20 protein-coding genes and 2 pseudogenes are annotated in these 25561 nt (G+C 70.5%); 13 read left to right on the plus strand and 9 right to left on the minus strand.

Annotated elements, in window-relative coordinates; genetic code table 11:
- Positions 1–86: 86 nt before the first annotated feature.
- The 5 genes and pseudogenes from KXC43_RS26545 to KXC43_RS51260 all read left to right on the plus strand — a co-directional run.
- On the plus strand, positions 87–1067 hold the full coding sequence (locus KXC43_RS26545; protein WP_221378958.1) for an ABC transporter substrate-binding protein: 981 nt from the start codon (positions 87–89) through the stop codon (positions 1065–1067).
- 99 nt (positions 1068–1166) lie between these two features.
- Entirely contained in the window at positions 1167–1958 is a 792-nt protein-coding gene (locus tag KXC43_RS51255; protein WP_308129262.1) for an ABC transporter permease, read from the plus strand.
- Between the two features lie 106 nt (positions 1959–2064).
- Complete coding sequence (locus KXC43_RS26555) at positions 2065–3054, plus strand: toll/interleukin-1 receptor domain-containing protein (RefSeq protein WP_221378867.1); 990 nt, start codon at positions 2065–2067, stop codon at positions 3052–3054.
- A 102-nt stretch (positions 3055–3156) separates the two neighbouring features.
- Positions 3157–3513: pseudogene (locus KXC43_RS53250) on the plus strand (tetratricopeptide repeat protein); the annotation flags it as partial.
- A gap of 17 nt (positions 3514–3530) precedes the next feature.
- Positions 3531–3785: pseudogene (locus tag KXC43_RS51260) on the plus strand (tetratricopeptide repeat protein); the annotation flags it as partial.
- A 40-nt stretch (positions 3786–3825) separates the two neighbouring features.
- Here the strand turns inward: KXC43_RS51260 and KXC43_RS26570 are convergent.
- Positions 3826–4875 carry a beta propeller repeat protein gene (locus KXC43_RS26570; protein WP_221378870.1) on the minus strand — a complete coding sequence of 350 codons (1050 nt, stop codon included), beginning with the start codon at positions 4873–4875 and terminating at the stop codon, positions 3826–3828.
- An 83-nt stretch (positions 4876–4958) separates the two neighbouring features.
- On the opposite strand from KXC43_RS26570, the gene KXC43_RS26575 reads away from it, so the two are divergent.
- The 6 genes from KXC43_RS26575 (at position 4959) to KXC43_RS26600 (ending at position 12486) form a co-directional block, all read left to right on the plus strand.
- The gene (locus KXC43_RS26575) at positions 4959–5513 is read left to right on the plus strand and encodes an antibiotic biosynthesis monooxygenase (protein WP_221378871.1); all 555 of its coding nucleotides are present in this window, start codon (positions 4959–4961) and stop codon (positions 5511–5513) included.
- Between the two features lie 58 nt (positions 5514–5571).
- Positions 5572–7380 carry a multicopper oxidase family protein gene (locus tag KXC43_RS26580; protein WP_221378872.1) on the plus strand — a complete coding sequence of 603 codons (1809 nt, stop codon included), beginning with the start codon at positions 5572–5574 and terminating at the stop codon, positions 7378–7380.
- A 13-nt stretch (positions 7381–7393) separates the two neighbouring features.
- Positions 7394–8425, plus strand: a complete 1032-nt coding sequence (locus KXC43_RS26585) for a zinc-binding dehydrogenase (RefSeq protein WP_221378873.1) — start codon at positions 7394–7396, stop codon at positions 8423–8425.
- A 33-nt stretch (positions 8426–8458) separates the two neighbouring features.
- Entirely contained in the window at positions 8459–9097 is a 639-nt protein-coding gene (locus tag KXC43_RS26590; RefSeq protein WP_221378874.1) for a TetR/AcrR family transcriptional regulator, read from the plus strand.
- Positions 9088–11697, plus strand: coding sequence for an ATP-binding protein (locus tag KXC43_RS26595; RefSeq protein ID WP_221378875.1), 2610 nt, complete (start codon positions 9088–9090; stop codon positions 11695–11697). Before KXC43_RS26590 ends, KXC43_RS26595 begins: the two co-directional genes overlap by 10 nt.
- Before the next feature lie 327 nt (positions 11698–12024).
- Positions 12025–12486 (plus strand): hypothetical protein, encoded by a 462-nt coding sequence (locus KXC43_RS26600; RefSeq protein ID WP_221378876.1) that lies wholly within the window; start codon positions 12025–12027, stop codon positions 12484–12486.
- A gap of 74 nt (positions 12487–12560) precedes the next feature.
- Here the strand turns inward: KXC43_RS26600 and KXC43_RS26605 are convergent, their stop codons facing one another.
- From KXC43_RS26605 to KXC43_RS26630, 6 genes are all read right to left on the minus strand, one after another.
- The gene (locus tag KXC43_RS26605) at positions 12561–13049 is read right to left on the minus strand and encodes a hypothetical protein (protein WP_221378877.1); all 489 of its coding nucleotides are present in this window, start codon (positions 13047–13049) and stop codon (positions 12561–12563) included.
- 280 nt (positions 13050–13329) lie between these two features.
- Positions 13330–13893, minus strand: coding sequence for a hypothetical protein (locus tag KXC43_RS26610; protein ID WP_221378878.1), 564 nt, complete (start codon positions 13891–13893; stop codon positions 13330–13332).
- Between the two features lie 34 nt (positions 13894–13927).
- Positions 13928–14896 carry a non-homologous end-joining DNA ligase gene (gene ligD, locus KXC43_RS26615; protein ID WP_221378879.1) on the minus strand — a complete coding sequence of 323 codons (969 nt, stop codon included), beginning with the start codon at positions 14894–14896 and terminating at the stop codon, positions 13928–13930.
- 57 nt (positions 14897–14953) lie between these two features.
- The gene (locus KXC43_RS26620) at positions 14954–16681 is read right to left on the minus strand and encodes an acyl-CoA dehydrogenase (protein WP_221378880.1); all 1728 of its coding nucleotides are present in this window, start codon (positions 16679–16681) and stop codon (positions 14954–14956) included.
- A 37-nt stretch (positions 16682–16718) separates the two neighbouring features.
- Entirely contained in the window at positions 16719–18506 is a 1788-nt protein-coding gene (locus KXC43_RS26625) for a sensor domain-containing diguanylate cyclase (protein ID WP_221378881.1), read from the minus strand.
- Between the two features lie 40 nt (positions 18507–18546).
- Positions 18547–20472 (minus strand): alpha-amylase family protein, encoded by a 1926-nt coding sequence (locus tag KXC43_RS26630; protein ID WP_221378882.1) that lies wholly within the window; start codon positions 20470–20472, stop codon positions 18547–18549.
- 71 nt (positions 20473–20543) lie between these two features.
- On the opposite strand from KXC43_RS26630, the gene KXC43_RS26635 reads away from it, so the two are divergent.
- Entirely contained in the window at positions 20544–22241 is a 1698-nt protein-coding gene (locus KXC43_RS26635) for an alpha/beta hydrolase (RefSeq protein WP_221378883.1), read from the plus strand.
- 194 nt (positions 22242–22435) lie between these two features.
- On the opposite strand, the gene KXC43_RS26640 is transcribed toward KXC43_RS26635, so the two are convergent.
- Together KXC43_RS26640 and KXC43_RS26645 are read right to left on the minus strand one after the other, a co-directional pair.
- Positions 22436–23272 carry an MBL fold metallo-hydrolase gene (locus tag KXC43_RS26640; RefSeq protein ID WP_221378884.1) on the minus strand — a complete coding sequence of 279 codons (837 nt, stop codon included), beginning with the start codon at positions 23270–23272 and terminating at the stop codon, positions 22436–22438.
- A gap of 21 nt (positions 23273–23293) precedes the next feature.
- Complete coding sequence (locus KXC43_RS26645) at positions 23294–24373, minus strand: aldo/keto reductase (protein WP_221378885.1); 1080 nt, start codon at positions 24371–24373, stop codon at positions 23294–23296.
- 90 nt (positions 24374–24463) lie between these two features.
- On the opposite strand from KXC43_RS26645, the gene KXC43_RS26650 reads away from it, so the two are divergent.
- The gene (locus KXC43_RS26650; RefSeq protein ID WP_221378886.1) at positions 24464–25348 is read left to right on the plus strand and encodes an AraC family transcriptional regulator; all 885 of its coding nucleotides are present in this window, start codon (positions 24464–24466) and stop codon (positions 25346–25348) included.
- Positions 25349–25561 lie beyond the last annotated feature (213 nt).

Consider the following 25561-nt stretch of genomic DNA (forward strand, 5'->3'; position numbering starts at 1 on the left):
ATTCGACCGCACCAGGTCGGGAAGGATCTACGGTGCACAGAAGGACCCTCGTACGTTCCGTTGTCGCCGGCGCGCTCGCCCTCTCCATGAGCGCAGCCGCCGGGTGCAGCGACGACTCGGCTGACGGCGACGGTGGCAGCGGCGCCTCGCTCGAAAAGATCACTTACCTGACCTCGTTCGGCACCTTCGGCCGCGACTCGTACGCGTACGTCGCGCTCGACAAGGGCTACTTCAAGGACGCGGGCTTCGACGTCACGATCAACCCGGGCAAGGGCTCGGGCGAGAACATCAAGTCCATCGTGTCCGGTCAGGCCCAGTTCACGCCGATCGACCTCACCGGTGGCCTGCTCGCCGCCGGCGGCAAGGACAAGACGACCGGCTTCACCGCCGTGGCGGCCGTCCAGCAGCGCACCATGGCCGCGATCATCGCGCTCGAGGGCAACGGCATCAACTCGCCCAAGGACCTCGAGAACAAGACGCTGACCGACGCCCCCGGCTCGGTCGTGCGCACGCTGTTCCCGACCTACGCCAAGCTGGCCAACATCGACCCCAACAAGGTCAAGTTCCAGAACGGCCAGGCGCAGGAGCTGATCGGTCTGCTCGCCTCCGGCCGCACGCAGGGCATCGGCCAGTTCGTGGTCGGCAAGCCCACCGTCGAGACGGTGGCCAAGGGCAAGAAGGCTGTCGTGCTGCCCTACAGCGACTACCTGCAGGACCTCTACGGCAACGTGCTGATCACGTCGACCAAGTACGCGACGGACAACCCCGAGAAGGTCAAGAAGTTCTCGGAGGCGCTGCTCAAGGGTCTCGCCGACTCCATCGCGAACCCGGAGGAAGCCGGCCAGATCACGCTGAAGTACGTCAAGACGGCCAAGCCCGAGGGCGTCGCGGCCGAGCTCACGCTGATGGGCCCGTACGTCAAGTCGGCCGCCGCCGGCATCCCGGTCGGCGCCCTCGACGCCGAGCGTGTCGCGCGGAGCATCGCGATCCTGCAGGGTTCCGGTCAGATCGAGCCCGGCCTCAAGCCGGAGCAGGTCATCAACTTCGACCTGACGCCCAAGGCCTGACCTTTGTCTGCGCGGGGTGTGCCGGGCTTCCGGCGCACCCCACATGCTTGAGGAGCACCCCCGGTGCAAGACACGCTGACGTCCCCGACGGAGGCTGCCGTGACCCGTCCCACCCGCCCCGAGCGGCGATGGTCACCCGCCGTGGTGGCCTGGCCGGTGCTCGGCATCGTCGTCACCGTCGTGGCGTGGTGGGCGGTCGTCGAGATCTTCGACATCCAGCCGATCATCCTGCCGTCCCCGGTCGACGTCTACGAGGGCTTCCGCACGTACCCCGAACTGCTCCTGCAGACGACGTGGGACACGGTCCGGGTGACCCTGATCGGCTTCGGCCTGTCGGTGATCATCGGCGTCGCGCTGGGCACGGCCATCGCCGCCTGGAAGCCGTTCGAGCGTGCCTTCGGCCCCCTGCTGGTGGCGCTCAACGCCGTACCCAAAGTAGCCATCGCGCCGCTGATGATCGCGTGGTTCGGCTTCGGCACCAAGCCCGTCCTCGCCATGGCGTTCCTGCTCTGCTTCTTCCCGATCGTGCTCTCCACCGCGACCGGCCTGGCCAGCACCCCGGCCGACCTGGCCGAACTGGCCCGATCGCTTTCCGCGACCCGCACCCAGACGTTTCTGCGCGTCCGCGTGCCGGCCGCGTTGCCCCAGATCTTCGTGGGCCTCAAACTGGCCATGCCGCTGGCCGTGATCGGCGTGGCCGTCGGCGAAATGCAGTCCGGCGGCGTCGACGAGGGCCTGGGCACGATCATCGTCCAGACCGCCGGCCAGGGCGACACGGCAACGGCCTTCGCCGCCCTCACCCTGATGGCCATCGTCAGCATCATCCTGTACTACGTCCTGGTGCTGATCGAACGCCTTGCCCTCCCGTGGGTGCGCGGCACCACCGCCTGACCCGTCCGGCCCGGACCGTCTGATTGGCCGTCCGTATTTCCGCGTGCTGAAGTGTCGAGTAGGGATCGACAGCGACGGGACGGTGAAGTAGCCGGTGGCGGGTCATGTGTTCGTCAGCTACAGCCGATCCGACGTGGGCTATGTGAACCGGCTGGCCGACACTCTTACTCGCGCCGGACTGTCGATCTGGAAGGACGACCGGAACCTCGAGATCGGCGACCGGTGGGAGCATGAAGTCCGCGACCGGGTCGACGACTGCGCCGCCATGGTGATCGTGATGAGCCCGGCCGCTGAAGCCTCGATGAACGTAGCCAACGAGTTGGCGCGGGCGCGGGACAGAGGCAAGGCGATCTTCCCGGTGCTGTTGTCCGGTGAAGTCTGGTTCGCGCTGAGCACGATCAACTACTTTGATGCCCGCGACCGTCGGTTACCTGATCAGCGCCTCATAGACAAATTGCAGCACCTCGGCACGGCCGTCGAGGGCCGTACCGATCCAGGACCGATGCTGCTGGCCGGGGATCTGCCCGGGCAGGCGATCGCCTGGCAGCACAGGCCGGGTCTGCTCGATGCCCTGGTGACATCGGCCGCTGGTGGTGGCACGACGGTCGTGGCGGCGCTGGCCGGACAGCGCGGCGTCGGCAAGACCCAACTGGCCGCGGCGTACGCGCGCTTGCGCATGCAACACGGTTGGCCGGTGATCGTATGGGCCAACGCCGGTAGCGAGCAGGGCATAATTACCGCCCTGGACGAGTTGGCGGACGCGGCCCGGTTGCGACAGCTCGGTGACGATCCGACGGAGGCAACCCGCGCCGCGCTGCGGTGGCTGCGACGACATCGGCCCCGGCCGCCGATACCCGACCTACCGCAAATACATTTGGGCGATCGACGCCACGCCCACCGCGAAGCTACTGCCCCGTACCGCCGGCGACCCGTATCCGCACGGTCTGGTCGAAGCGGTGCTGCTCGCTCTCGACGACCTCTCCGAGGCTTCGGACGGTATACAAGCGCGGCACCTGCTGGACCGGCTGGCGGTACTCGCCCCGGTGGGAGCCGACTCCATCCTGCTGAACGTTCTTACCCGGACGAACACGACTGATCATGGCGAGGTTTCGGCGCAAACCCCTGAAACAGCGAGCGGGCTGGGTGATCCAGCGTCAGTGTCTCCATCGGGCCGGACATTGTTCTCGCACACGAGCAGGTGCTCGGTCCTGATCATCCGGAGACTCTTCGCTCAAGCCGCGACCTGGCCCGCGCCTATCGGGCCGTCGGCCGGCTGAACGCGGCTCTCGCCCTGTCCACCGGGACCCTTGCTGACTACGAGAGGGTGCTCGGGCCAGTGCACCCGGACACTCTCACCGCGCGCCTGAACCTCGCCTCCGCATACCGGGAGATGGGCCGGTTGGACGAGGCAATCGCGTTGGTGACACGCACTCTCGCGGACCGTGAGCGGGTGCTCGGCCCGGACCACCCGAACACCTTCTCCGCGCGCCTCAACCTCGCCGACACCTACCAGGCGATGGGTCGGTTGGACGAGAGCATCGCACTGCTCACCGGCACCCTCGCGCACTCGAGCGAGCCCTGGGCGTCGACCACCCGCACACTCTCACCGCTCGCCACAGCCTTGCGTTCGCCTACCGGATGGTTGGCCGACTGGCGGAGGCCATTGATCTGTACACCCGCGTCCTCGACGACCGGGAGCGGGTGCTCGGTCCGGAACACCCGCACACTCGGCTGACACGCGACAACCTCGCCGGCGCCTACCGTGCCGCCGGACGCGTCGACGATGCCGACGCTCTGCTACGCCCGGACGAGCCTCGGTCGGAGTGAGCGGGAACATCGCGATTCACGCCGGCACACCGCCACGACGTCAGTGTTTGTAGGTCAGCTTGGCGACGCGGCCCTTCTCGCCGGAGGACCAGCAGGCGCCGGGGACGCATTCGACGGCGTCGAAGCTGCCGGTGTCGAAACGCTTCCAGGTGCGGCCGGCGTCGTACGAGATGTTGCTGCCGGTGGGGCCGACGGCCAGGGCTGTGTTGCCGTGGCCGAGCCAGGCTGAGCCGGAGCGGTATTCGCCGGGGACGGTGCGGGCGACGGTCCAGGTGCGGCCGCGCAGGTAGGCCGCGCCGTCGGGGGCGGCCGTGGGGGCCGCGTAGTCGCCGCCGACGGCGATGGCGGCGCCGTCACGGCGTACGGCCAGGCTGTAGATGCCGGCGCTCGGACCGCTCGGGACCGGGGTGGCCGTCACTGACCAGGAACGGCCGCCGTCGCGGGAGGTGAAGACGCGGGACTCGGCGCCGCCGCCGGTTGCGAACATCGCCTTGCCGCCGGCCGAGACGAGGCATGTGCCGCTGGCCGCGAAGGCGAACTCGCCGGTCAGCGCGGCGGGCATGCCGGCGGTGGGCTGAACCTGCCAGGAGCGGCCGCCGTCGCGGGTAGCGAGGATGCGGAACTTGCCGTCGACCGGGTCGGACAGGGCCAGGCCGTGCCGGCGGTCGAGAAACGTCAGACAGTCGTAGAAGGCGACGGGATCCTCGTTGCGGAACGACTCGCTCCAGGTGCGGCCGCCGTTCGAGGTGGTGTAAACCCGGGAGTCGGCGCCGTTGCCGATCGTCAGGGCGACGGCGTTCCGGGCGTCGAACGCCTCGATGTCGCGGAACTCGAGCCCGGCCGCGGCGGGCGGACCGACCGGCGACCAGTGGCGGCCGCCGTCGACCGTCCGCAGGATCGTGCCGGCCGAACCGGCCACCCAGGCCACCTTCGCGCTGACCGGCGCCAGGCCGCGGAACCGGGCCTCGGTGCCGGTCGGGGTGAGCTGCCAGGTCAGGGAACCGCCGCCGGCCTGAGCCGGGACTGCGGGCAGGATCAGGGCCGCGACGACACCCGCCGCGGCCATCGACAACTTTCGCTGCAAGGTCATGAGGCGGAACATACCGTGTGGGCTACGGCACCGAAACCTTCACCGAGCAGCGCCGGAAACCTCGAGATACCACAATGTGAGACATGGAGTCTCCCGCTGTCACCGTCGCCATCACCCGGCGAGCCGACCCGTCCCGGCAGGCCGAGATGACCGCCTGGGTGAACGCCGGCACGACGCTGGCCGAGGACTTCCCGGGCTTCCTGGGCACCGGCTGGGTGCGGCCGGACAAGGGCTCGCACGAGTGGCACATGCTCTACCGCTTCGCCGACGAGCACGCCCTGCGCAACTGGGAGGAATCACCCCAGCGCCGGTGGTGGCTGTCGTCGGCCGAGGGTTTCGTCGAGCACACCCGTACGGAAAAACGCACTGGGATCGAGGGCTGGTTCGACCCACCGCGGGCGCGCGAGGTCAGCGAGGCCGCCGCCCCGAAGGCCCCACCCCGCTGGAAGCAGGCCGTGACCATCTGGCTCGGCTTCTTCCCGGTCAGCCTGCTGGCCGCGTTCACCCTCAACCATCTGATCGCCGACCTCAACGCCGTGCTGCGCACCCTGGTCAGCACCCTCTGCCTGACCCCGATCATGACCTACCTGGTGCTCCCCCAGGTCACCCGGATGCTTCAGCCCTGGCTGCGCCGCTGAGCGGTATAGGCACCTACTGCCGACGCGAGGCCGTGTGCCGTGGGCCCACCGTGGTCGGGTGCAAGCGATTCTCCTCTTCACCGATCTCACGCTGGCCGTACTGCTGCTGATCGCGGCGCCGATCGCCGGCGTCAAGGCGTCACGCCGCTGGCTCGTGGTTCTCGCCGGCCTGGCCGGGGCGCGCCTTGTCGTCGCCAGTCTGTTGCTGCTTTCCGGTGGGCTGCTGCTGGCCGATTCGCGGATTTACGTCCAGGTTCCGCTGGCCCTGCTGCCCGCTGTGTGGGCCGTGTGGCGGCCGAGCAGGACGGCCGCCCACGTCAGCGCGGCCGGTTCGGCGCTGTCGGTCTGGTGGTTGCTGGCGCCGTTCGCGCCGGGCGACACCGCGCTGGTGCTCGCCGGGTCGCTGCTGGCGCTGACCATGATCGGTGGCCTTTCGGTCGCGGTCGCGCGGTGGCGGGCGTCGGCGTCGCGGCTGGCCCGGCTGCCCTGGATGGTGGCCGCGTTCCTGCTCGTGCCGGCGGCCACGCTGGTCGTGGCCGGGCAGGCCAACGCCGCTGCCGATGACCATCAGCACGGCGGCGCCGGGCAGTTCGCCGTGGATCAGCTCACCGGCCCCAAGGGTCAGACTCCGGCCGTACGCACGACGCTCGTGGCCGCCAAGGCCCAGATCCGGCTCGCGTCCGGCAGCACAGTGGACGGGCTGACCTTCAACGGCACGTCGCCCGGTCCGGAGATCCGGGTCCGGAAGGGCCAGTTGATCGAGGTGACGCTGGTCAACACGAACGTGGACGAGGGCGTGACCGTGCACTGGCACGGTGTCGACGTGCCGAACGCCGAGGACGGCGTGCCCGGCGTGACCCAGGACGCTGTGCCGCCCGGTGGTCGCCACGTCTACCGGTTCGTCCCGACGCGAGCCGGCACGTTCTGGTACCACACCCACCGCGACGGACTGCTCAACGTCAAGCGGGGCCTGTTCGGGGCGCTGATCGTCGAGGACGCGGCCCCGCGCGACGGTCTCGAGCGCACGGTCTTCGCGCACGCCTGGCCGGGTTCCGGCGGTGACGTGACCGCCTTCGACCGTGACGACCGGCCCGCCCGGCAGGATGCTCCGGCGGGTCGGAACGTCCTGGTCCGCATGATCAACAGCTCCGAGGAGCCCCAGGAGCTGCAGGTCGCCGGCGCCCCGTTCCGGGTGGCGGCGATCGACGGCAACCCGATCGAGGGCGCGACCGACCTCGTGCCGGGAACCGGGATGTTGCTGGCCGCGGGTGGCCGCTACGACCTCGCTTTCACGATGCCGGCCGGCGCGGTGACCGTCGCCCTGGCCGGTAGCCCGGATGTGGCCCTCACATTCGGTGCGGGGCAGCGGGTCTCGGCCGGCGGCGGCGGGCAGTTCGACCCCTTGACGTACGGATCCGGCTCCGCGCCCCGGCTCGGCGAGCCCACCCGCACGTTCGACCTGCGGCTGGACGACGGGTTCGGGTTCAGCCAGGGCAGCCTGTCGTACGTCAGCAGCCTGATCAACGGCCGCCTGTATCCCGCGGTGCCCTCGCTGGAGGTGGCGACCGGTGACCGCGTACGGGTGCGGATCGCCAGCCGCAGCATCATCAACCATCCCTTCCACCTGCACGGTCACCGCGTCCGGGTCGTCTCGCGCAACGGCACGGCCGCCACCGGCAGCCCCTGGTGGACCGACACGCTCAACGTCGGCCGTGGCGAGGTCTACGAGCTCGAGTTCGTCGCGGACAACCCCGGCATCTGGATGGACCACTGCCACAACTTCCAGCACGGCGCCAACGGCATGATCCTGCACCTCGCTTACCGGGGGGTCACCACGCCGTACACGTCCGAACACGCACCTGAGTAGAGGGAACAGCTTCGTGATCGAAACGACCGAGATCGTCCTGCCCGGCATCGTCGAGCCGAGCGGGCTGCAGATTCGTACCCGCGAGTTGCCGGCGCCCGGCCCCGAGCAGGTTGTGCTGCGAGTCGACGCCACCGGTGTCTCCTTCGCCGAGCAGCAGATGCGGCTGGGCAAGTACTACGGTCAGCCGCCGTTCCCGTTCGTGCCCGGCTACGACGCGGTCGGCACGGTGACCGCGGCCGGGGCGAAGGTGGATCCCGCACTCGTCGGGCGCCGGTTCGCCGTGGTCACCAAGGTCGGCGGCTGGGCCAGCCACATGCTGGTCGACGCGGCAATCCTGGTTCCGGTGCCGGACGCGGTGGACGCCGCCGCGGCCGCCACCGTCGTCGTCAACGGCGTCACCGCCCAGCAGATGCTGTTCCGGGTGGCCAAGCTGCGGGCGGGGCAGATGATCGTGGTGCTCGGCGCCAACGGCGGCGTCGGGTCCACGCTCGTCCAGCTGGCCCGGCACGCCGGTATCCGGGCCGTCGGCACCGCTTCGGCGCAACACCACGACATGGTCAGGGCGCTCGGCGCCACCCCGGTCGACTACCGTGACCCAGCGATGATCGACCGGATCCGGGCGCTGGCGCCGGACGGCGTGGACGCGGTGTTCGACCACGTCGGCGGCGACGGGCTGAAGCAGTCGTGGCACCTGGTCGCCAAGGGCGGCACGCTGGTCTCGTACGGCATCGCCTCGGCCAAGGACGACCCGGGCTCGGCCAACCTGGCGTACCTGAATCTGTTCTCCCAGCTGTGGATGTGGCACCTGTCGCCCAACACCAAGAGCGCGCGCTTCTACAACTTCTGGGCCGGCGAACGGCAGAGGGCGACGTTCCAACGGCGGCTCAGCGACGACCTCTCCGCCGTGTTCGCGCTGCTCGCCCAGGGCGTGATCACCCCGCAGATCGCCGCCACGTTCCCGCTGGACCGGGCGGCCGAGGCGCTCGCGCTGGCGGAGTCGCGCACGGTGGCGGGCAAGGTGATCCTCACGCGCGACGGAAGGTAACACTCGTAAGCTCTCGCGTGTAAGGTTACGTGCGTGACCGTAAACGAGGGCCGGACCCGTAACCGCCGCGGCGAGGGCGCCCGCCTGCGCGAAGAGATCATCGGGGCGGCGTCGGCCCTGCTCGACGAGACCGGCGACGAGCGGGCGCTGACGCTGCGCTCGATCGCCCGGCGGGCCGGCATCGCGGCCCCGTCGATCTACCGGCAGTTCCCGGACCAGCCGGCCATCATGCTGGCCGTCGTGCGCGGTGCGTTCGCCGAGCTCAACGAGGCCCTTGTCGCCGCGGTGGCCGCCGCCGGCGACGCGCCGCGCGACCGGCTGCTGGCCGTCTGCCACGCGTACCTCGAGTTCGCGCGGTCGCGCCCCCAGCGCTACCGCACGATGTTCGGCGGCATCTGGATCCCCACGCCGAACGGAAGCACGCTGACCTCGACCGACCTGACCACCCTGGGCCAGGCCAGCCTGGAGCTGCTGGGCGGGGTGCTCGCCGAGTGCGCCGCGGCCGGGGTCTCCGCGAGCGTCGATCCGGACGGCGACGCCGTGGCCTTGTGGCTCGGGCTGCACGGGCTGGCCCACCAGCGCTCGGTCAGCCATCGACTGCCCGGGCCGCCCGACCTCGAAGAGCGCATGATCACCGGGCTGGCCCGGCTGACCGCGTCCGCATGGCGATGATCGGCCGCAGCCGGGAGCGGCACCGCCTCGACGAGCTGATCAGCGCGGCCGGCCGCGGCCACGGCGGCGCGCTGGTCCTCCGGGGTGAGGCCGGCATCGGCAAGAGCACGCTGCTCGAGTACGCGGTTCGCGGCGCCCCGGGGTTCCGCACGATCGAGCTGTCCGGGTCGGAGTTCGAGAAGGAGCTTCCGTACGCCGGTCTGCACCAGCTGTGCCTGCCGATGCTCGGTCACCTCGACGAGCTGCCGGACCGCCACCGCGACGCCCTGCGCGTGGCGTTCGGCATGGCCGAGGGCGCCCCCGAGCCGTTCCACATCGGCCTCGCGGCGCTGGGGCTGATGACTGCGGCCGCCCGTACGCAGCCGCTGCTCTGCCTGATCGACGACGCTCAGTGGCTGGACGCCGCGTCGTCGGCGGTCCTGCCCTTCCTGGCCCGCCGTCTCGTGGCCGACCCGATCGCCATGCTGGTTGCCGTCCGCCCCGGCCCCGGCGCAGGCGTCCCGGCCGGCCTGCCGGTGCTGACCGTCGGGGGCCTGACCGACGAGCAGGCGAAGGCCCTGCTGACCGCGCGCAGCCCGTTCCCGCTGGACGACCAGGTGCGGGACCGGCTGGTCGCCGAGGCGGACGGCAACCCCCTGGCCCTGCTCGAACTGCCCCGCGCCGGGGGATTCGAGCCGCCCGGCGCGGCGCCGGTGCCGGACCGGATCGAGCACGGGTTCCGCGCCCGGCTCGCGGGCCTGTCCGCCCCGGCCCGGTTGCTGCTGACCGTCGCGAGCGCCGACCCGACCGGCGACTCCGGGTTGCTCTGGGCGGCCGCCCGCCACCTGGACCTCGACCTGGGCATCGCCGGAGCCGAGGCGTCGGCGACCGGCCTCGCCGATTTCGGCCCCCGCACCCGGTTCTGCCATCCGCTGGCCCGCTCGGCGGTCTATCGGGCCGCCCCGGCCGGTCAGCGCCGGGCGGCGCACGGCGCCCTGGCCGCGGTCACCGATCCGGTCATGGCGCCCGACCGGCGGGCCTGGCACCGCGCGCAGGCTGCCGCCGGCCCCGACGACGACCTCGCCGCCGACCTGGAGAGATGCGCGTCGCGGGCTCAGTCGCGCGGCGGCGTCGCGGCTGCCGCAGCCTTCCTCGAACGCGCGGCGGCGCTGTCGCTGAACATCGAGCACCGGGCCGAGCGGACGCTGGCCGCCGCGGAGGCCCACTTCGAGGCGGGCGCCACCGACGTCGCCGTCAAGCTGCTGCAGACCGTCCCGCTGAACGAGGTGCAGCACGCGCGGGCCGACCTGGTGCTGGGCCGGGTGGCCTTCGTCCGGCCGAACGACGGCTCCGGGCCCGTGCTGATGGCGCAGGCCGCGCGGCGGCTGTCGGCAACCCATCCGGACCAGGCCCGCGACTGCTACCTGGAGGCTCTCGAGATGAGCCTGGTCGTCGGCCGGGGCGGTGGCGTGCTGCGCGAGGTGCTGGCCGCGGCGCCGGTGTCGTCCGAGCCCGACCTGCTGACCGGTCTGCGCACGCTGGTCACCGACGGATCTCACGCCGCGACCCCGATGCTGCGCACCGCGCTGCACCAAGGCGGTGACCCGCTGTGGGAACAGCGGCCGGCGCTGGCGGCGATGGTGGCGGTCGAACTGTGGGACCTGGAGACCCACGCGACCATCGCGGCGTGGCTGGTGAAGGCCGGCCGGGAATCCGGTTCACCCCGTCTGCTGCAGCTGGGCCTGGGACAGACGGCCGTCGACGCCGTCGTGAGCGGTGACCTCGGCCGGGCGATCGCCGCCGCCGCCGAGGAAGCCGCGGTCGCCGACGCGTCCGGCGCCCCACCGCTTATCTATCACCGCCTGCACCTGGCCGCCCATCGCGGCCACGACGCCGAGTTCGCGCGGCTCGCCACCCCGCAGGTGACGAACCTGCATGCGACCGCCGCCACCTTGTACAACGGACTCGCCGACTATCCCGCCGCGCTGGCCGCAGCCCGCCGGGCCACCGAGAACAACCTGTTCCTCACCGGCGCCGTCCTGCCGGAGCTGGTCGAGGCGGCCGTCCGCACCCACGATCACGCCGCCGCGACCGAGGCGCTGGCGTCGCTGACCGAGCACGCCGAGGCCGCCGGCGCCGCGGCCGGCCGGGGGATCGCCGCGTATGCACGGGGTCTGGTCACCCGGGAGGAGAAGCACTACCAGGAGGCCGTCGAGTTGCTGGCCGAGGGCCGCCTGGCCACCTACCTGGGCCGAGCCCACCTGCTGTACGGCGAATGGCTGCGCCGCGAAGGCCGCCGCCGCGACGGTCGCCGGCAACTGCAGACCGCGTACGACCTGCTGTCCCGGGCCGGAGCCGACGGGTTCGCACGCCGCGCCGCCAACGAACTGCGCGCCACCGGCGAACGGGTGCAACCCCGGACGCAGAGCCCGCACGAACAACTCTCCATGCAGGAGACGGCCGTCGCCCGCCTGGTCGCCGGGGGCGCCACCTCCCTCGAGATCGCCGGCAAGCTGTTCATCAGCAAACGCACCGTCGACGCCCACCTGCGCAGCATCTTCCGCAAGCTCGGCCTGACCTCCCGGCGGCAGCTCAGGGACCATCCCGGCCTTCACGAGTAGGCACACTGCGCTCTGCCGTTTCGCCGGTGGTCTGCTCCCGGAGGAGGGGGCCGGCGCCGGCCGCGGTGTTGCCCCGCGAGATGGCGAGGCTGAGTCAAGGCCAGCGCGCACGCTACGCGGCATGTCCGGATGTTCAGTGCGGGCGGGCCGGTGACGCGCCGTGATGGGCGATCGCGGCAGAAGCGGAATCTGACCATGTCCCTTGTGAGCAAGCGGGCAGCGGCTCGCCGGTCGGGACAGGGTGTCGGTCGGTCAGCTCGGTGTCTGCGGGAACCGGAGGCGCTGCCGTGCGGTCTCATGAGCATGAGTGTCCGACGGATCGGCTTGGTGTTCGTGGCCATCGTCGCAGGGGCAGCCTGCTCAAGCGGCTCCGGGCGTGCGCCCTACCTCACCCAGTCGGCCGGTTCCTGTCCGACGGTGGCCGAGCGACCCTCCGCAGATCCGTTGCCCACGGACTTCCGGCCGGTCTCGGCCGTCCGATGCACCTTCCGGCTGGCCGTTCACCAGTCCGCAGCCTCGCCTTCGTCCGGCTTCGCGTGGGTTACCGCGCAGCGCTCCACCGGGCCGTTCGACGACCTCGTCCGGGCGCTCCACCTGCCGCCGCAGGAGCAGGACGGCGAGCCGGTGTGCACGGCTGACTTCGTCATGCCGGTGTTGCTTGCGCTGACCGACGCCGCTGGCAACACGGTCGTGCCGGCCCTGCCGGGCACTGTGTGCCGTACCCCGCTTCCTGAGGTGCGGGCTGCGCTCGACGCGCTGACCTGGTTGGAAACTGCCCACAGGGAGTGAGTCGGTCGGGTGCCCGGAGCGCGGCAGATTAGTGCACTTGGGCGACGCCTATCTTGACTTTCTCGAACCCTCGCTCAGTAGTGGGCGTGAATCTGCGTCACCGGGTGTCGCAAGATGTCGCCAACGGCAGCAAGCTCAGCGTCGCTGAGATCCCGGACCTGCCGGGTCCAGTTCATCGCGCTTACCTCGAACCGCGCGAATCCCACCGGACCTTCGAACCGCAACTCGGGCAACGTAAGCGCTGCTGAGCAGCACGGAACCGTCACGCCCAAGTCGTCGATGGTGGGTTCACCGGCCCCTCGCCCGCCGTTCCTCGAGATCAGCAGATCCCAGAACCAGTCCACCCCGATCGAGGCTTTACACCGAGAGCAGAAGATGTCCTCCATGTACTCGCCACCGTCGATCAACGTGACGCGCTCGTGGAACACCGGCTCGACCGACTCGACGTGGTCGCCCGGCCCGACGAACAGCTCGGCGACGTATTCTGCTGCGCGGGCAGCCGCCTCGACAGTCGGCTGCCACTGCGGATCCGTAGGGATCACCCGGATGTAGAGATCGCTCATCCCACCCTCTGCATGTATGCCCGGCGGCCGGATGACACGCCGCGCGGAGACGCCGTGGGGCCGGGCACTTCTATGGCGAGATCGTAGAGGTTCATGAGAAGAACTCGCCGTCGCTAGCCTTGTCGTCGTGAGTTACAGCGGCGGCGTATGGACGTTGCACCGACGAGACGACGGCCGAATCATCGCCGACCTTGCAGTTACCAGCGGTGACTTCCCATGGCTGAACGCCCGCTGTCGCGGCTTCGGCTGTTGGTCGCCGGTTGCAGGATCGCACTTCCCGCTAAATGTCGTAGAACTCCTCGTCCGCTTCCTGCTGGGCCTTGCGGGCCCTCTTCCGATCCCGGCGGGTCGGTTTGCGGCGCAAGGTTGCAGGAGGCGGGCGTACGGGCCGTCGATACTCGCCACGCCAGTCGAAGCCCCAGGCGAACTCGTGGCGGGCCCACAAACCCAGCACGGCGGGCGTGAGGAAGCCGGCGCCCCAAATGAGGCCGGACAGGCTGTCGCCGAGGCCGCCCCGCGTGTCGCAGGGGCGCATGTTCTCGGGCTTCGTCGCGTCGATCTCTATGCACACCAGCGCGCCGATGTCGGGGTTGCCGGGGAGTCCGCGTAGCGGCGTGTCGAAGGAGCCGTCCTGATAGACGTACGAGACGAAGTGTTTGTCGTCGTGGAACTTGCCGCGCTTGTCGAGTTCCGTGAACCTGCCGGTGAGACGCACCGTGTGCGCGTCGATCCCGCGCTGGACGGGGACTTGCTGGATGATGCCGACCACTTCGGAGGCCAGTCCGATCACGCAGATGGCCACGACGAACCAGAGGAACGGTGCTGTCCGGTGCAGGAACGACACGGCGCCGATTGTGACTAGCACCGGCAAGGGTGAGTCAGGCGTCGGCGTCGGCGGGGCCCTCGAGGCCGGACTTCTCGTCGCGGTCGGCCCACTCGAGCAGGGTGGCCAGGGAGTGATGGTTGTCGTCGATGGTGGCGTGCAGGTCGCCCAGCTCGGCGAAGCGGGCCGGGACCGTCCGGATCGTGAAGTCGCGGGGGTCGGCGTCGGGGATCTCGGCCCACGTGACCGGGGTGGAGACGGTTGCGGTGGGGACGCCTCGTACCGAGTAGGCGCTGGCGATCGTGTGGTCCCGGGCGTTCTGGTTGTAGTCGACGAACAGCTTCTCGGGGTCGCGGTCCTTGCGCCACCACGTGGTGGTCACGTCGTCGGGGGCCCGCCTTTCCACCTCGCGGGCGAAGGCCAGGGCGGCCCGGCGTACGTCGGAGAAGCCCCAGGACGGCTCGATGCGCACGTAGATGTGCAGGCCGCGGCCGCCCGAGGTCTTGGGGTAGCCGGTGATGCCCAGGTCGTCGAGCACCTCGTGGGCGACCGCGGCCACCCGGCGGACCCGGTCGTAGGGGCAGTCGGGCATCGGGTCGAGGTCGATGCGCCACTCGTCGGGTTTTTCGGTGTCGGCGCGGCGGGAGTTCCACGGGTGGAACTCGACCGTCGACATCTGGACGGCCCAGATGACGTCGGCCGCCTTGGTCACGCACAGTTCGTCGGCGTGGCGGTTGTAGCGCGGGAACGTCACCCGCACCGTCTCGAGCCAGGGCGGGGCGCCGTGCGGAACCCGCTTCTGGTGCACCTTTTCGCCGGCCAGGCCGTCGGGGAAGCGGTGCAGCATGCACGGGCGCTCGCGCAGCGCGCGCACGATGCCGTCACCGACCGACAGGTAGTAGTGGACCAGGTCGAGCTTGGTCAGGCCGAGGTCCGGAAAGTAGACGCGGTCGGGGTTCGACACACGCACGGTGAGGTCGCCGACCTCCACCTCGGTCGCGGGGCTCTTGCTCGAAGAGGCCATGCGATCAACATAGCCTCTGATTCGTGGCCGGGGCGGGCCCCGGCCACGAACCCGGCGTCAGCCCAGGCAGGTGTCGTCCATGTCGGCCAACAGGGTGTCGCCCGAGTCGAGCAGGTCGAGCAGCGGGACGATGCGGGGCAGCTCGTGGGTGAGGAAGTAGCGGGCGGCCAGGCGCTTGCCCTCGTAGAAGGGGCCCTCCTTGCCCTCGGCCGCCGCCAGCTGCGACAACCAGAGCCAGGCGATCACCAGGTGGCCGGTCGCTTCCAGGTACGCCGTGGAGTTGGCCAGGGCGGCGGTCGGGTCGCCGCCGGCCCACAGTTTGCGGGTGGTCGCGGCCAGCCGGTCGCACAGCGCGATGACCGGCCGGCCCAGCTCGGCCGGCGCCGCCACGGCCGTGGTCACGATGCGCCCGATCAGCAGCTGGAGCCCGGCCCCGCCGCGCATGACCACCTTGCGGCCCAGCAGGTCGAGCCCCTGGATGCCGTCGGTGCCCTCGTGGATCGAGTTGAGCCGGTTGTCGCGGTAGAACTGCTCGACGGGATATTCGCGCGTGTAGCCGTAGCCGCCGTGCACCTGGATGGCGTGGTCGTTGGCCAGGCGGCACCACTGGGACGGCCACGCCTTGACGATCGGGGTCAGCACGTCGAGCAGCAGGTCGTTCTCGTCGGAGGGCTCGTCGAGCAGCTTGGCCGCGAACAGGATCAGCGCCAGGCCGCCCTCGACGTACGACTTGGAGGCGAGCAGCATGCGCCGCACGTCGGGGTGCCGCACGATCGGCACGGGCGGGGCCAGCGGGTCCTTGTCGGCCACCGGGCGGCCCTGGGTGCGCTCGCGCGCGTAGTCGAGCGCGTGCAGATACCCGGTGTAGCCCAGAGCCACCGCGCCCGCGCCGACCCCGATCCGGGCCTCGTTCATCATCTGGAACATGTAGGCCAGGCCCTTGCCCTCTGCGCCGACCAGGTAGCCGGTGGCGTCGTCGAACGAGAGCACGGCGTTGGTCGTGCCGCGGTAGCCCATCTTGTGGTTGAGCCCGGACAGCGACACCCCGTTGCGTTCGCCGACCGTGCCGTCGGCTTCGACGTGGTGCTTGGGCACGATGAACAGCGACAGCCCCTTGACCCCGGCCGGCGCGCCCGCGACCCGGGCGAGCACGAGGTGCACGATCGTCTCGCTGAGCTCGTGGTCGCCGCCCGAGATCCACATCTTGGCGCCGCTCAGCCGATATGTCCCATCAGGAGAGAGGACGGCGCGCGTCGTGACATCGCTCAGCGAGGAGCCGGCCTGAGGCTCGGAAAGACACATCGTGCCGGTGAAGCGGCCGTCGAGCATCGGCCGCACGAAGCGATCGATCTGGTCCGCCGTCCCGTGCGTCAGCAGGAGGTTCGCATTGCCGGCCGTGAGCAGGGAGTAGGACGAGGTCGCGATGTTCGCCGCCTGGAACCAGGCGAAGCAGGCCCGCGCGACGACGTGGGGCATCTGCAGCCCACCCACGGACGAGTCCATCGTGGCGCTGAGCAGCCCGGTCTCGTTGAAGACCTTGAGCGCCGCCGCCACCTCGGGGATCAGCGAGACCCGTACGCCGTCGAAGGTCGGCTCTTCGAGGTCGGAGCGCCGGTTGTGGGGTGCGAAGTCACGCTCGGCGATCTGGGCCGAGACGTCGAGGAAGGCGTCGAACGTCTCGCGGGAGTGCTCGGCGAACCTTTCCCGGGCCGTGAGCGCCTCGACGTCGAGCCACTCGTACAGCAGGAAGTCGAGATCACGTCGCGAAAGGATCTTGGAGGACACCGCCGGCACCGCCGTTCTTCTCGAAGACGAGGAGTCTTCAGTCTGCCGCACGGTGCCTTCCCGCTCGTGCCTGTGGATAAGTTCGCGAGTGCTTGACCGCGTACATCGCGTGGTCCGCGGCCCGCAATGCCTCGTCCGGATCGGTGGAGCCGGCCGCGAGGTGCGCGCCGACGCTGGCCCCGATCCGCACCTGGGTCCCGCCCACGACGAACGGCGCCGACACGGCCTCCCGGATGCGGGCGGTCATCGCCTCGCTGTCGGACGGCCCGATCACCCCCGGCATGAGGATGACGAACTCGTCGCCACCCACCCGGGCGAGCACGTCCTGCTCGCGGACGCAGGCCGTCAGCCGCGCTGCGACCTGCCGCAGCAGGTCGTCGCCGGCCTCGTGCCCGTGCGCGTCGTTGACCGGCTTGAACCCGTCGAGGTCGACGAAGAGCACGGCCACCGGCTGCTCACGCAGGGAGGCGCCGAGCGCGTCCTGCATGCGGCGGCGGTTGGGCAGGCCGGTGAGCGCGTCGTGCTGGGCCTCGTGGGCGAGCCGCTCCTGGAAGGCCCGGTTCTCGGAGATGTCGCGGGCGTTGATGACGATGCCGTGCAGCGACGGGTTCTGCATCTGGTTGGACGCGGTGAACTCGAACCAGAGGAAGTCGCCGGTCGCCGAGCGCACCCGGCACTGCAGCCGCAGCACCTCGTCCCGGTTGGCCAGCAGCCGGCCGAACTGGTCGCGCATGTACGGCTGGTCCTGCGGGTGCACGAGGTCGAAGACGCTGGTGCCGACCAGCACGCCCTCGCCGTAGCCGAGGACGGCAGCGGCGCTGGGGCTCGAGTACTCGATGGTGCCGTTGGCGCTGAGCACCGACACCAGGTCGGGGGCGTGCTGGAAGAGGGCCTGGAAACGCTCGTCGGCCCGGCGGCGCTGGATCTGGGTGCGGTAACCGAGCACGAACATGGCGAGCACGCCGATCAGCAGCATGGCGCCCAAGGTCATGTTGAGCGTCTGGCTCTTGGCGTGCACCGCGCCGTCGAACGACTTCCTGGTCTGGGCGCGGACGTAGGACCAGCCACCGGGCAGCCCGCCGACCGTGATGGCGACCATCTCGGTGCCGGCGACGGTGGTGTACTCGACGAACCCGCCCTCGGGCCGGGCGGCCAGGGCGTTGCGGATGGCCGGGTCGATCTGAGCGCCCAGCTGCTTCGCCCGGTTGGTGGCGGCGATGGTGCCGGTGCTGTCGACGACCGCGGTCTGGTGCACGTCCGAGCTGAGCGTCACGGTGTACTGCTGGAGGTCGGTCGTGGCCACGTTGTTGAGGCCGACCAGCACGGCCGCCGGGGCGCCGCCGACCACCACCGGGACGCCGACCGCCTCGAGGTACGTGCCGTCGACCCCCATGATCGATGAGAAGCCGGCCCGGGCGCCGCTCCGGAGCATCGCGAACAGCGGTTTCCAGCCGGTGTGGCCGGCTGCGGGCACGCCCGTGGCGCGCGAGCTGTTGAGGACGTTGCCGTCCAGGTCGACCAGCAGGGCCCCGTACCGGAAGGTGTTGCTCTTGGCGGCGAAGGTGCGCAGCAGCTCGCGGTCGAGGGCGTTGCCCCGGCCGAGGTGCAGGGAGTTCTCGCCGAGGAAGTCGCCGATCTCGCCGGCCGACAGCAGCTGCAACCGGCCCACGAGGGTGCTGTTGTTCACGGCCAGAGCCCGGGAGTCGGCCAGGTGAACGTCGTCGGCCGCCTTGAGCGCCGACCGGTTGACCAGGAAGCCGATGGTGCCCGCAGCAGCCAGCAGCACCACGCCGACCACTACGGCGATCCAGTTGCGCAGCCGCATGACCTCTTGATCGGCAGCGCGGCACGCTACTGAACGGAAATCACCGCTCGATCAGCCAGACGAACCCGAGCCCGGGCAGGTGCGCCCGTCCTTCGCGTACGACGAGAGGACCGTCGCTGCTCAGGGCGGTCTCCAGCCAGCCGTAGTGCCCGATCGCGGCCGCCTCGACCGTCTGCTCCTGTTCGCTGAAGTTGGCCAGCCCGATGAACGTCCCGCTCCGTGGGTGCCGCCGGCGCCAGGCGAAGACGTGCCCGTTGTCGACGCCGACGACGGCCGTCTCGCCGCCGCCGCGCAGGGCCAGCAGGTCCTTGCGGGCGGCGACCAGCTCCCGCAGCCCGGCGAAGACCTGGCCCTCCAGCGTCGCCGGATCGTGCCGGCGACCGGCTGCTGTCCAGTCCATGTGGGGCCGGTGCATCCAGCGGTTGTCGCCGGCGAGCGCGGGGTCGTCGCGGTACGACAGGTCGTTGCGCATCGCGAGTTCGTCGCCCATGTAGATCAGCGGGATCCCGCCGTACGCGAAAGCGACGGCATGCAGCAGGAGCAGACGCCGTACGCCGTCGGGCCAGCTCGCCGGGTCGGCCGTGATCCCGCACAGCGAGGCGGCCGAACCTGAGATCCGGGCGTCCCCGGTGACCGGATTCTGCTGGAAAAGAGCCCCTTGGGCGTACGAGCCGTCGAAGCGGCCCGAGAAGAACGCGTTGAGAAAATTGCGGTGGTTCCACCAGTCCCAGCCGACCGCCGCCGCGTCCTCCGCGCTGACCGCCCACCCGATGTCGTCGTGCCCGCGCACGTAGCTCACCCAGCTCGCCTCGGCCGGGATCGGCTTCATCCGGGCCAGCGACTGGGCCATCAGCCGCGCGTCCCTGGTGGCCAGGCTGCTCCAGAGCATGACCATGAGCTGGTTGTGGTAGGCCAGCTCGCACTCCGGCCGGTAGCGGTCGTGCCCGCCGAGATAGGGCACCAGGTCGTCGGGCGCCACGATCGCCTCGGCCTTGAAGATCACCCCGGGCGCGGCCACCCGGACCAGCGCGTGCAGCGCCTGCACGATCCGGTGCACCTCGGGCTCGTTGAGGCAGGTCGTGCCGAGCCGCTTCCAGAGGAACGGCACGGCGTCGAGGCGGAAGACGTCTACGCCCCGGTTGGCCAGCCACAGGATCGTCTCGAGCATCGCCCGGAACACGTTCGGACTGGCCCAGTTGAGATCCCACTGGTAGCTCCAGAACGTGGTCCAGACCCACTTGCCGTCGAATTCCGTGAACGAGCCCGGGGCGCGGTCCGGAAAGACGGGGACGATCGTGCGCTCGTACGCGTCGGGCATCTCGCGGTCGGGAAAGGACATGTAGAAGTCCGCGTACGCCGGGTCGCCCGCCCGCCAGGACTCCGCCCACGGGTGCTCCTTGGCCGTGTGGTTGAGCACCAGGTCGACGCAGAGGCTCATGCTGCGCTCGCGCAACCGGCCGGCCAGTTCGCTCAGGTCGTCCATCGTGCCCAGCCGCGGATCGACCGCCCGGTAGTCGCGCACCGCGTAGCCGCCGTCGTTCTCGCCGGGCCGCGGCTCGAGCAGCGGCATCAGGTGCAGGTAGGTAACACCCAGCTCGTCCAGATAGTCCAAGTTGTCGGCCACCGCACGAAGCGACCCGGCGAATCGGTCGGCATAACAGACGTACCCGACCTGCCGCGCCCGTTGATACCAGCGCGGGTCGATCTCCCGCCGCCGATCGAGGTCACGCAGAGCGACCGGACGATCGCCGGCCGCCTCCAAGAGCACCTCAACCAGGTCGTTCAACTCGACTTTGCCGTAGACAACCTCCAGCGGCTCGTAGATGTCGAGGAGCGAGGTGGCCAATCGGGCAAGGAACGCAAGTGCCTCCGAGCGGCCCAGCCGCTCGGTGGCGCCGGGGGTCAAAGATGGAAGCAGGGCCTCGAACGCGCTTGCGGCCCGGGTGCGAACGGAAGATCCTGCCATCGGGTCAACGTAACCTTCGGTGGCGCGCGGGTCACGCATATCGACGGCGGCGGCAAGGGGCGGGGGAGCCGATGCGCAGAGTGGTGATACCGGCGCCCCTGATTCCCGTGCAGCGCAGGGTCATCTCGTCGGCCACGGCGCCGACCGTCGTACCTCGCCGCCGGCTCGTCCGCTGCGGGCTGAGCATCACCGGCATGGGCCTCTGCGCGATCTTCTACTGCCTCACCTACACGCCGTCCCTGCTGCCGAGGCCCTGGTTTCTGCAAGGGGTCGTGGCCGGGCTCACTGCTTCCTTCGGGTACGCCGGGGGAACAGCCATCGGGGCGGTGGTCCGCCTGCGCTGGTGGCCGTCGCGCCGGGTCGAGCGGATCGCCTGGCGGGTGCTGTTCGTGCTGGTCCCGCCCCTGATCCTGCTCTTCCTGTGGCTCGGCGTGCGGTGGCAGCGCGACCTGCGCGTACGCCTCGGCATGCCGCCCCAGCAGGAGTACGACCTCATCCGTACGGTGGGAATCAGCCTGATCACCTTCGGCGCGCTGCTGTTGCTGGCCCGCTGCCTGCGGCTGGCCGCGCACGGATTCGCCCGGCTCTTCGGCCGCCTGGTCCCCGAATCGGCCGCCTACTGCGCCGGCTTCGTGGTGGTGACCCTGCTCAGCTACACCGCGTTCGACGGCATCCTGGTCAGCAACCTGTTCACCAGCGCCGACCGCTCGGCCGCGCTCACCGACAGCGGCACCGGAAACGGGGTCGTGCAACCAGCCTCCGCCCTGCGCTCGGGCAGCCGGAGCTCGCTGATCAGCTGGGACTCGCTGGGCCGCCAGGGCCGCAACTTCGTGACCAAGGCACCCGGAGCCGACCAGCTCAGCGCGTTCAGCGACCGCACCGCGCTCGACCCGGTGCGCATCTACGCCGGCCTGTCCTCGGCCGACACGGTCGAGGAGAGAGCGGCCCTCGTCGTCCGGGAGATGGACCGCACCCACGCCTGGGACCGCGCGGTCGTCGCCGTCTTCACCCCCACCGGCACCGGCTGGGTCGACAACGACGTGCCGAGCTCCCTCGAATACATGTACGGCGGCAACACGGCCCTGGTGTCGATGCAGTACAGCTACCTGCCGAGCTGGATCTCGTTCGCGGTCGACCGCACCAAGGTCGTCGACGCGGCCTCGGCCCTGATCGGCGCCGTCCGCCAGCGCTGGGCCGCGATGCCGGCCACCGACCGCCCCAAGCTCCTCATCTTCGGCGAGAGCCTGGGCACGTACGGCACCGAGAAGACCTTCGGCACCGCCGACGCCATGGTCAACGGAGCCGACGGCATCCTGCTCGAGGGCCCCATGTTCGCCAACCCGATCCACCGCGAGCTGACCGCCGCCCGCGCCCCCGGTTCTCCGGTCTGGGACCCCACCTACCCCCAGCTGCCCGTCGAGTTCTCCTCCGAGTCCCACGAGCTCCGAGACCTGGCCGGCCTGCCCCGCAAGGTCGTCTACATGCAAAACTCCTCGGACCCGGTCGTCTGGTGGAGCCCCAGCCTCCTCTGGCACAAGCCCGAGTGGCTGAACAACCAGCGTGGCCCCGACGTCACCCCCGACATGCACTGGTACCCGGTCATCACGTTCTGGCAGACCACTGTCGACCTGCTCTTCGCCAACAAGGCCCCGATCGGCCACGGCCACGTCTACAAGTCCGGAGCGGTCGACGGCTGGGCCGCCCTGGCGCCCCCGCCGGGCTGGACAGTCGGCGACACCCTGCGCCTACGAACCCTGCTCGACAACTGACGCACCGACCCGTCAACCGCCGACTACTCTCCGATAGCGCGCCGAGGCCGCGATCAGCTATCCGCTTCTGCCGAATTGAGTGCACTGCACATGGCCGACCTGCTCGGTGTCCTCAATGACGCCAGCGAGCGCGGCACCGCCCGCCACCGAAGGGCGGCGGGCGGCCGTCTGAGCATGCGTCGGCTGAACCGCGTTCAGGAACGCTGCTTCGCCCGCTTCGCGCCACCCCAGAGCGAGCCGGGGTTGGCCCGCCGCGGATACCGTTCGAGCATCGCGCCGTACAACTCCTCGGCCGTGTCGGTGGTGGCGTCGAGGGCGTTGAAGTCGCGCAGGTACGCCGCGGTCTCGGCGAGGATGGCCGGATCATCACTTCGGTCCGGGTTCTTGTGGCCGGCGACCACCGCGGCCGGGTTCAGCCCGCGCAGCCCGTCGGCGGTCGCCGCCCATTCGGCCCGGGTCGCCGTGGTGGTCTCCGCCATGTACTGGTGAGTGTCGTTGTACGCGACGTCCCCGGCGACCAGCAGCCGGAGGTCGGCCACCCAGAGGACGGCGGAACCGGCGGTGTCGGTGAAACCGGTCTCGATCGCCCGGAGTTCGTGGCCCTCCAGGTTGATGCTGGTGCCGTCCAGCGGTTCGGGAGTCGGCAGCGGCCGCGGGATCTGACCGGGGAACAGCCGGTCCCAAAACGATTCGAGCGACTCCGGTCCGGCCTGTCCCACCGATCCGGCTGCTGTCTCCTTGGTGGCCACTGCCCGTACGCCGGGGAATGCCTCGGTGATCTGCCCGACGCCGAATTGGTGGTCGCCGTGCGGGTGGGTGATGAAGACGTGCGTGAGCCGGCGCTCGAAGGACCGCACCCAGTCCACCAGTGCACGGTTCTGATCCACGGTGGCGTAGGTGTCGACGAGCACGGCGTCGCGTTCCCCGTAGATCAGGGTGGCCGTGTTGACGACCCAGAACAGGTCCTCCGGGCCGAACGGCAGGTCCCGGGTCAGGCCCGGCCTGCGCATGTGGTGAACGGCGTGCTGCATGGTCTTCTTCCTGATCGGGGGTCAGTAGCGAACGTTGCCGGCGTCGCGCCGCAGCGGCACGGTGGTACGCCGACCGTCGACTGTCGCGCCGGCGAAGGCGAGGGCCGGCGCGAGGTCGCGGTTGTTGACGGCCGGGAAGTTCAGGGCCGGCTCGGAGACCGCGTCGAGCCGGGCCCTCAGCTCCGGAGGCAGCTCCACGTCGACCGCGTCGAGATTGGCCTTGAGCTGGTCCAGGCGCCGCGCCCCGATCAGCACGGAGGTCACGCCGGGGCGGCCCGCGACCCAGGCGAGCGCCGCGGCGGCGGGAGTCACCGCCGCCTCCGCAGCGACCTCGTGCAGGACGTCGATGACCCGCCAGTCCTGTTCCCCGGGACCACCGATCAGGCCGCCGCGCCGCGTGTCGACGGTGTCGGTGCCGCGGGCGAACTTCCCGGAGAGCCAGCCGCTCTTGAGCGGGCTCCACGGCAGCACGCCCAACCCGTGCTCGGCCGCCATCGGGATCAGTTCGCCCTCGCTGGTGCGTTCCAGCAGCGAGTACTCGAGCTGCATCCCGATCGCCGGCGTCCACCCACGGAAGTGCGCGACGACCTGCGCCTCGGCCGCCTTCCAAGCGGGCAGGTCGGACAACCCCACGTACCGGATCTTGCCGGCCGTGACCAGGTCGTCGAGAGCGCGCAGCGTCTCGTCGATCGGGACCCCGCGGTCCCAGTTGTGCAACCAGTAGATGTCCAGGTAGTCGGTGCCCAGCCGGCGCAGCGACTCCTCGGCCTGGGCGACCACGGCCTTGCGCCCGGCGCCGCCGCCGTTCGGGTCGCCGGGGAACAGGTTGCCGAAGAACTTCGAGCCGAGGACGATGCGGTCCCGCAGCCCGGGCCGTGCGGCCAGGAAGTCACCGATGATCTTCTCGGAGTGTCCGTTGGTGTAGATGTTGGCGGTGTCGATCGAATTGCCGCCACGTTCCAGGTACTCGGAGATCATCGCCTCGGACTCGGCGACCGGGGCTCCCCAGCCGTGGTCCTCACCGAAGGTCATCGCACCCAGCGTGTACGGGCTGATCCGCAGGCCGGAGCGGCCCAGTGTGACGAAACTGTCGAGTGGCATGCCCCGAGTCCACACCTCCGGCCCGGGCACCGGGTAGATCGATGCTGCCAGCGCGTTGCCTGATCCTGCCAAAGTCGGCAGGATGGCGGCATGAGCGCGCTGGCCCGGATCCGGGAGCTGGTGGACCGCCACGCCGGTCGCCCGGCACCGGCCGGCCTCGTGCTGCACCGCAGCGACCACCCCACCGAGCCGATGCCGAGCCAGTCCGCACCGGTCTTCGCCCTGGTCGCGCAGGGCGCGAAAAACGCCGCGGTCGGCGAGCGTGCTTTCTCTTACGGGGCGGGCCAGTTCGTCGTCTCCTCGGTCGAGCTGCCGGTGATCGCCCACGTCTCCCGGGCCACGCCGGCCGAGCCGTACCTGGTGTTCGGCCTGCACCTGCGGCCACCGCTGGTCGCGGAGCTGATGTTGGAGGCGCCGTCGGCAACCCGTCGCGAGCCGGCGCCCGGCTTCGCGGTCAGCACGGCCGGCGAGGAGCTGCTCGACGCGGTGCTGCGGCTGCTGCGCCTGCTCGACCGCCCCGACGACCAGCGGGTGCTCTGGGCCGGCCTGGAGCGTGAGGTCGTCTGGCGGCTGCTGACCAGCCCGCAGGGCGGCACGGTCCGCCAGATCGGCCTCGGCGACCCCAACGTGGCCCAGATCGGGCGGGCCATCCACTGGATCCGCGAGCACCACGCCGACCTGTTCCGCGTCGAGGACGTGGCCCGCGTGGCGGGCATGAGCGTGACGTCCCTGCACCGCCACTTCCGCACCGTCACGACGATGACGCCGCTGCAGTTCCAGAAACTGATCCGCCTGCATGAAGCCCGCAGCCGCCTGCTGGCCGAGCCGGGCGACGTGGCGGCGGTCGGGTTCGCGGTCGGCTACGAGAGTGCTTCCCAGTTCAGCCGCGAATACCGGCGCCTGTTCGGCCTCCCACCGGGCCGGCACGCCGCCCGCCTCGCCGAAACCGGCGACAGCCGGCCCGCCAGCCTGTGAGCAGCGCCGTCGGCATTGAAGACATCGAGGTCAAACGACCACGACCAGAGTTCCCCGGTGAATGACGAGGCGCGCGGTCCGGCCCGGCAACCGCCTCATACCTTGACCGGCGGAATCGAGGTTTGCGGCCTTGCTGACATCCGACCAGAAGTGACCGGATCTGCCGCGGTTCGGGCGCGCCTCGTGGAGGGACGTGCCGGGCTTGCGGCGGTG

It is taken from the genome of Paractinoplanes polyasparticus (assembly GCF_019710575.1).
GTDB classification, from domain to species: domain Bacteria; phylum Actinomycetota; class Actinomycetes; order Mycobacteriales; family Micromonosporaceae; genus Actinoplanes; species Actinoplanes polyasparticus.

What these genes read in the sequence shown, in the direction of transcription:
- KXC43_RS26630 (WP_221378882.1), bottom strand. Translation starts at nt 20,472, where the DNA reads ATGGCAGGATCTTCCGTTCGCACCCGGGCCGCAAGCGCGTTCGAGGCC.
- KXC43_RS26635 (WP_221378883.1), top strand. Translation starts at nt 20,544, where the DNA reads ATGCGCAGAGTGGTGATACCGGCGCCCCTGATTCCCGTGCAGCGCAGG.
- KXC43_RS26545 (WP_221378958.1), top strand. Translation starts at nt 87, where the DNA reads ATGAGCGCAGCCGCCGGGTGCAGCGACGACTCGGCTGACGGCGACGGT.
- ligD (WP_221378879.1), bottom strand. Translation starts at nt 14,896, where the DNA reads ATGGCCTCTTCGAGCAAGAGCCCCGCGACCGAGGTGGAGGTCGGCGAC.
- KXC43_RS26595 (WP_221378875.1), top strand. Translation starts at nt 9,088, where the DNA reads ATGGCGATGATCGGCCGCAGCCGGGAGCGGCACCGCCTCGACGAGCTG.
- KXC43_RS26625 (WP_221378881.1), bottom strand. Translation starts at nt 18,506, where the DNA reads ATGCGGCTGCGCAACTGGATCGCCGTAGTGGTCGGCGTGGTGCTGCTG.
- KXC43_RS26645 (WP_221378885.1), bottom strand. Translation starts at nt 24,373, where the DNA reads ATGCCACTCGACAGTTTCGTCACACTGGGCCGCTCCGGCCTGCGGATC.
- KXC43_RS26650 (WP_221378886.1), top strand. Translation starts at nt 24,464, where the DNA reads ATGAGCGCGCTGGCCCGGATCCGGGAGCTGGTGGACCGCCACGCCGGT.
- KXC43_RS26575 (WP_221378871.1), top strand. Translation starts at nt 4,959, where the DNA reads ATGGAGTCTCCCGCTGTCACCGTCGCCATCACCCGGCGAGCCGACCCG.
- KXC43_RS26640 (WP_221378884.1), bottom strand. Translation starts at nt 23,272, where the DNA reads ATGCAGCACGCCGTTCACCACATGCGCAGGCCGGGCCTGACCCGGGAC.
- KXC43_RS26605 (WP_221378877.1), bottom strand. Translation starts at nt 13,049, where the DNA reads ATGAGCGATCTCTACATCCGGGTGATCCCTACGGATCCGCAGTGGCAG.
- KXC43_RS26570 (WP_221378870.1), bottom strand. Translation starts at nt 4,875, where the DNA reads ATGACCTTGCAGCGAAAGTTGTCGATGGCCGCGGCGGGTGTCGTCGCG.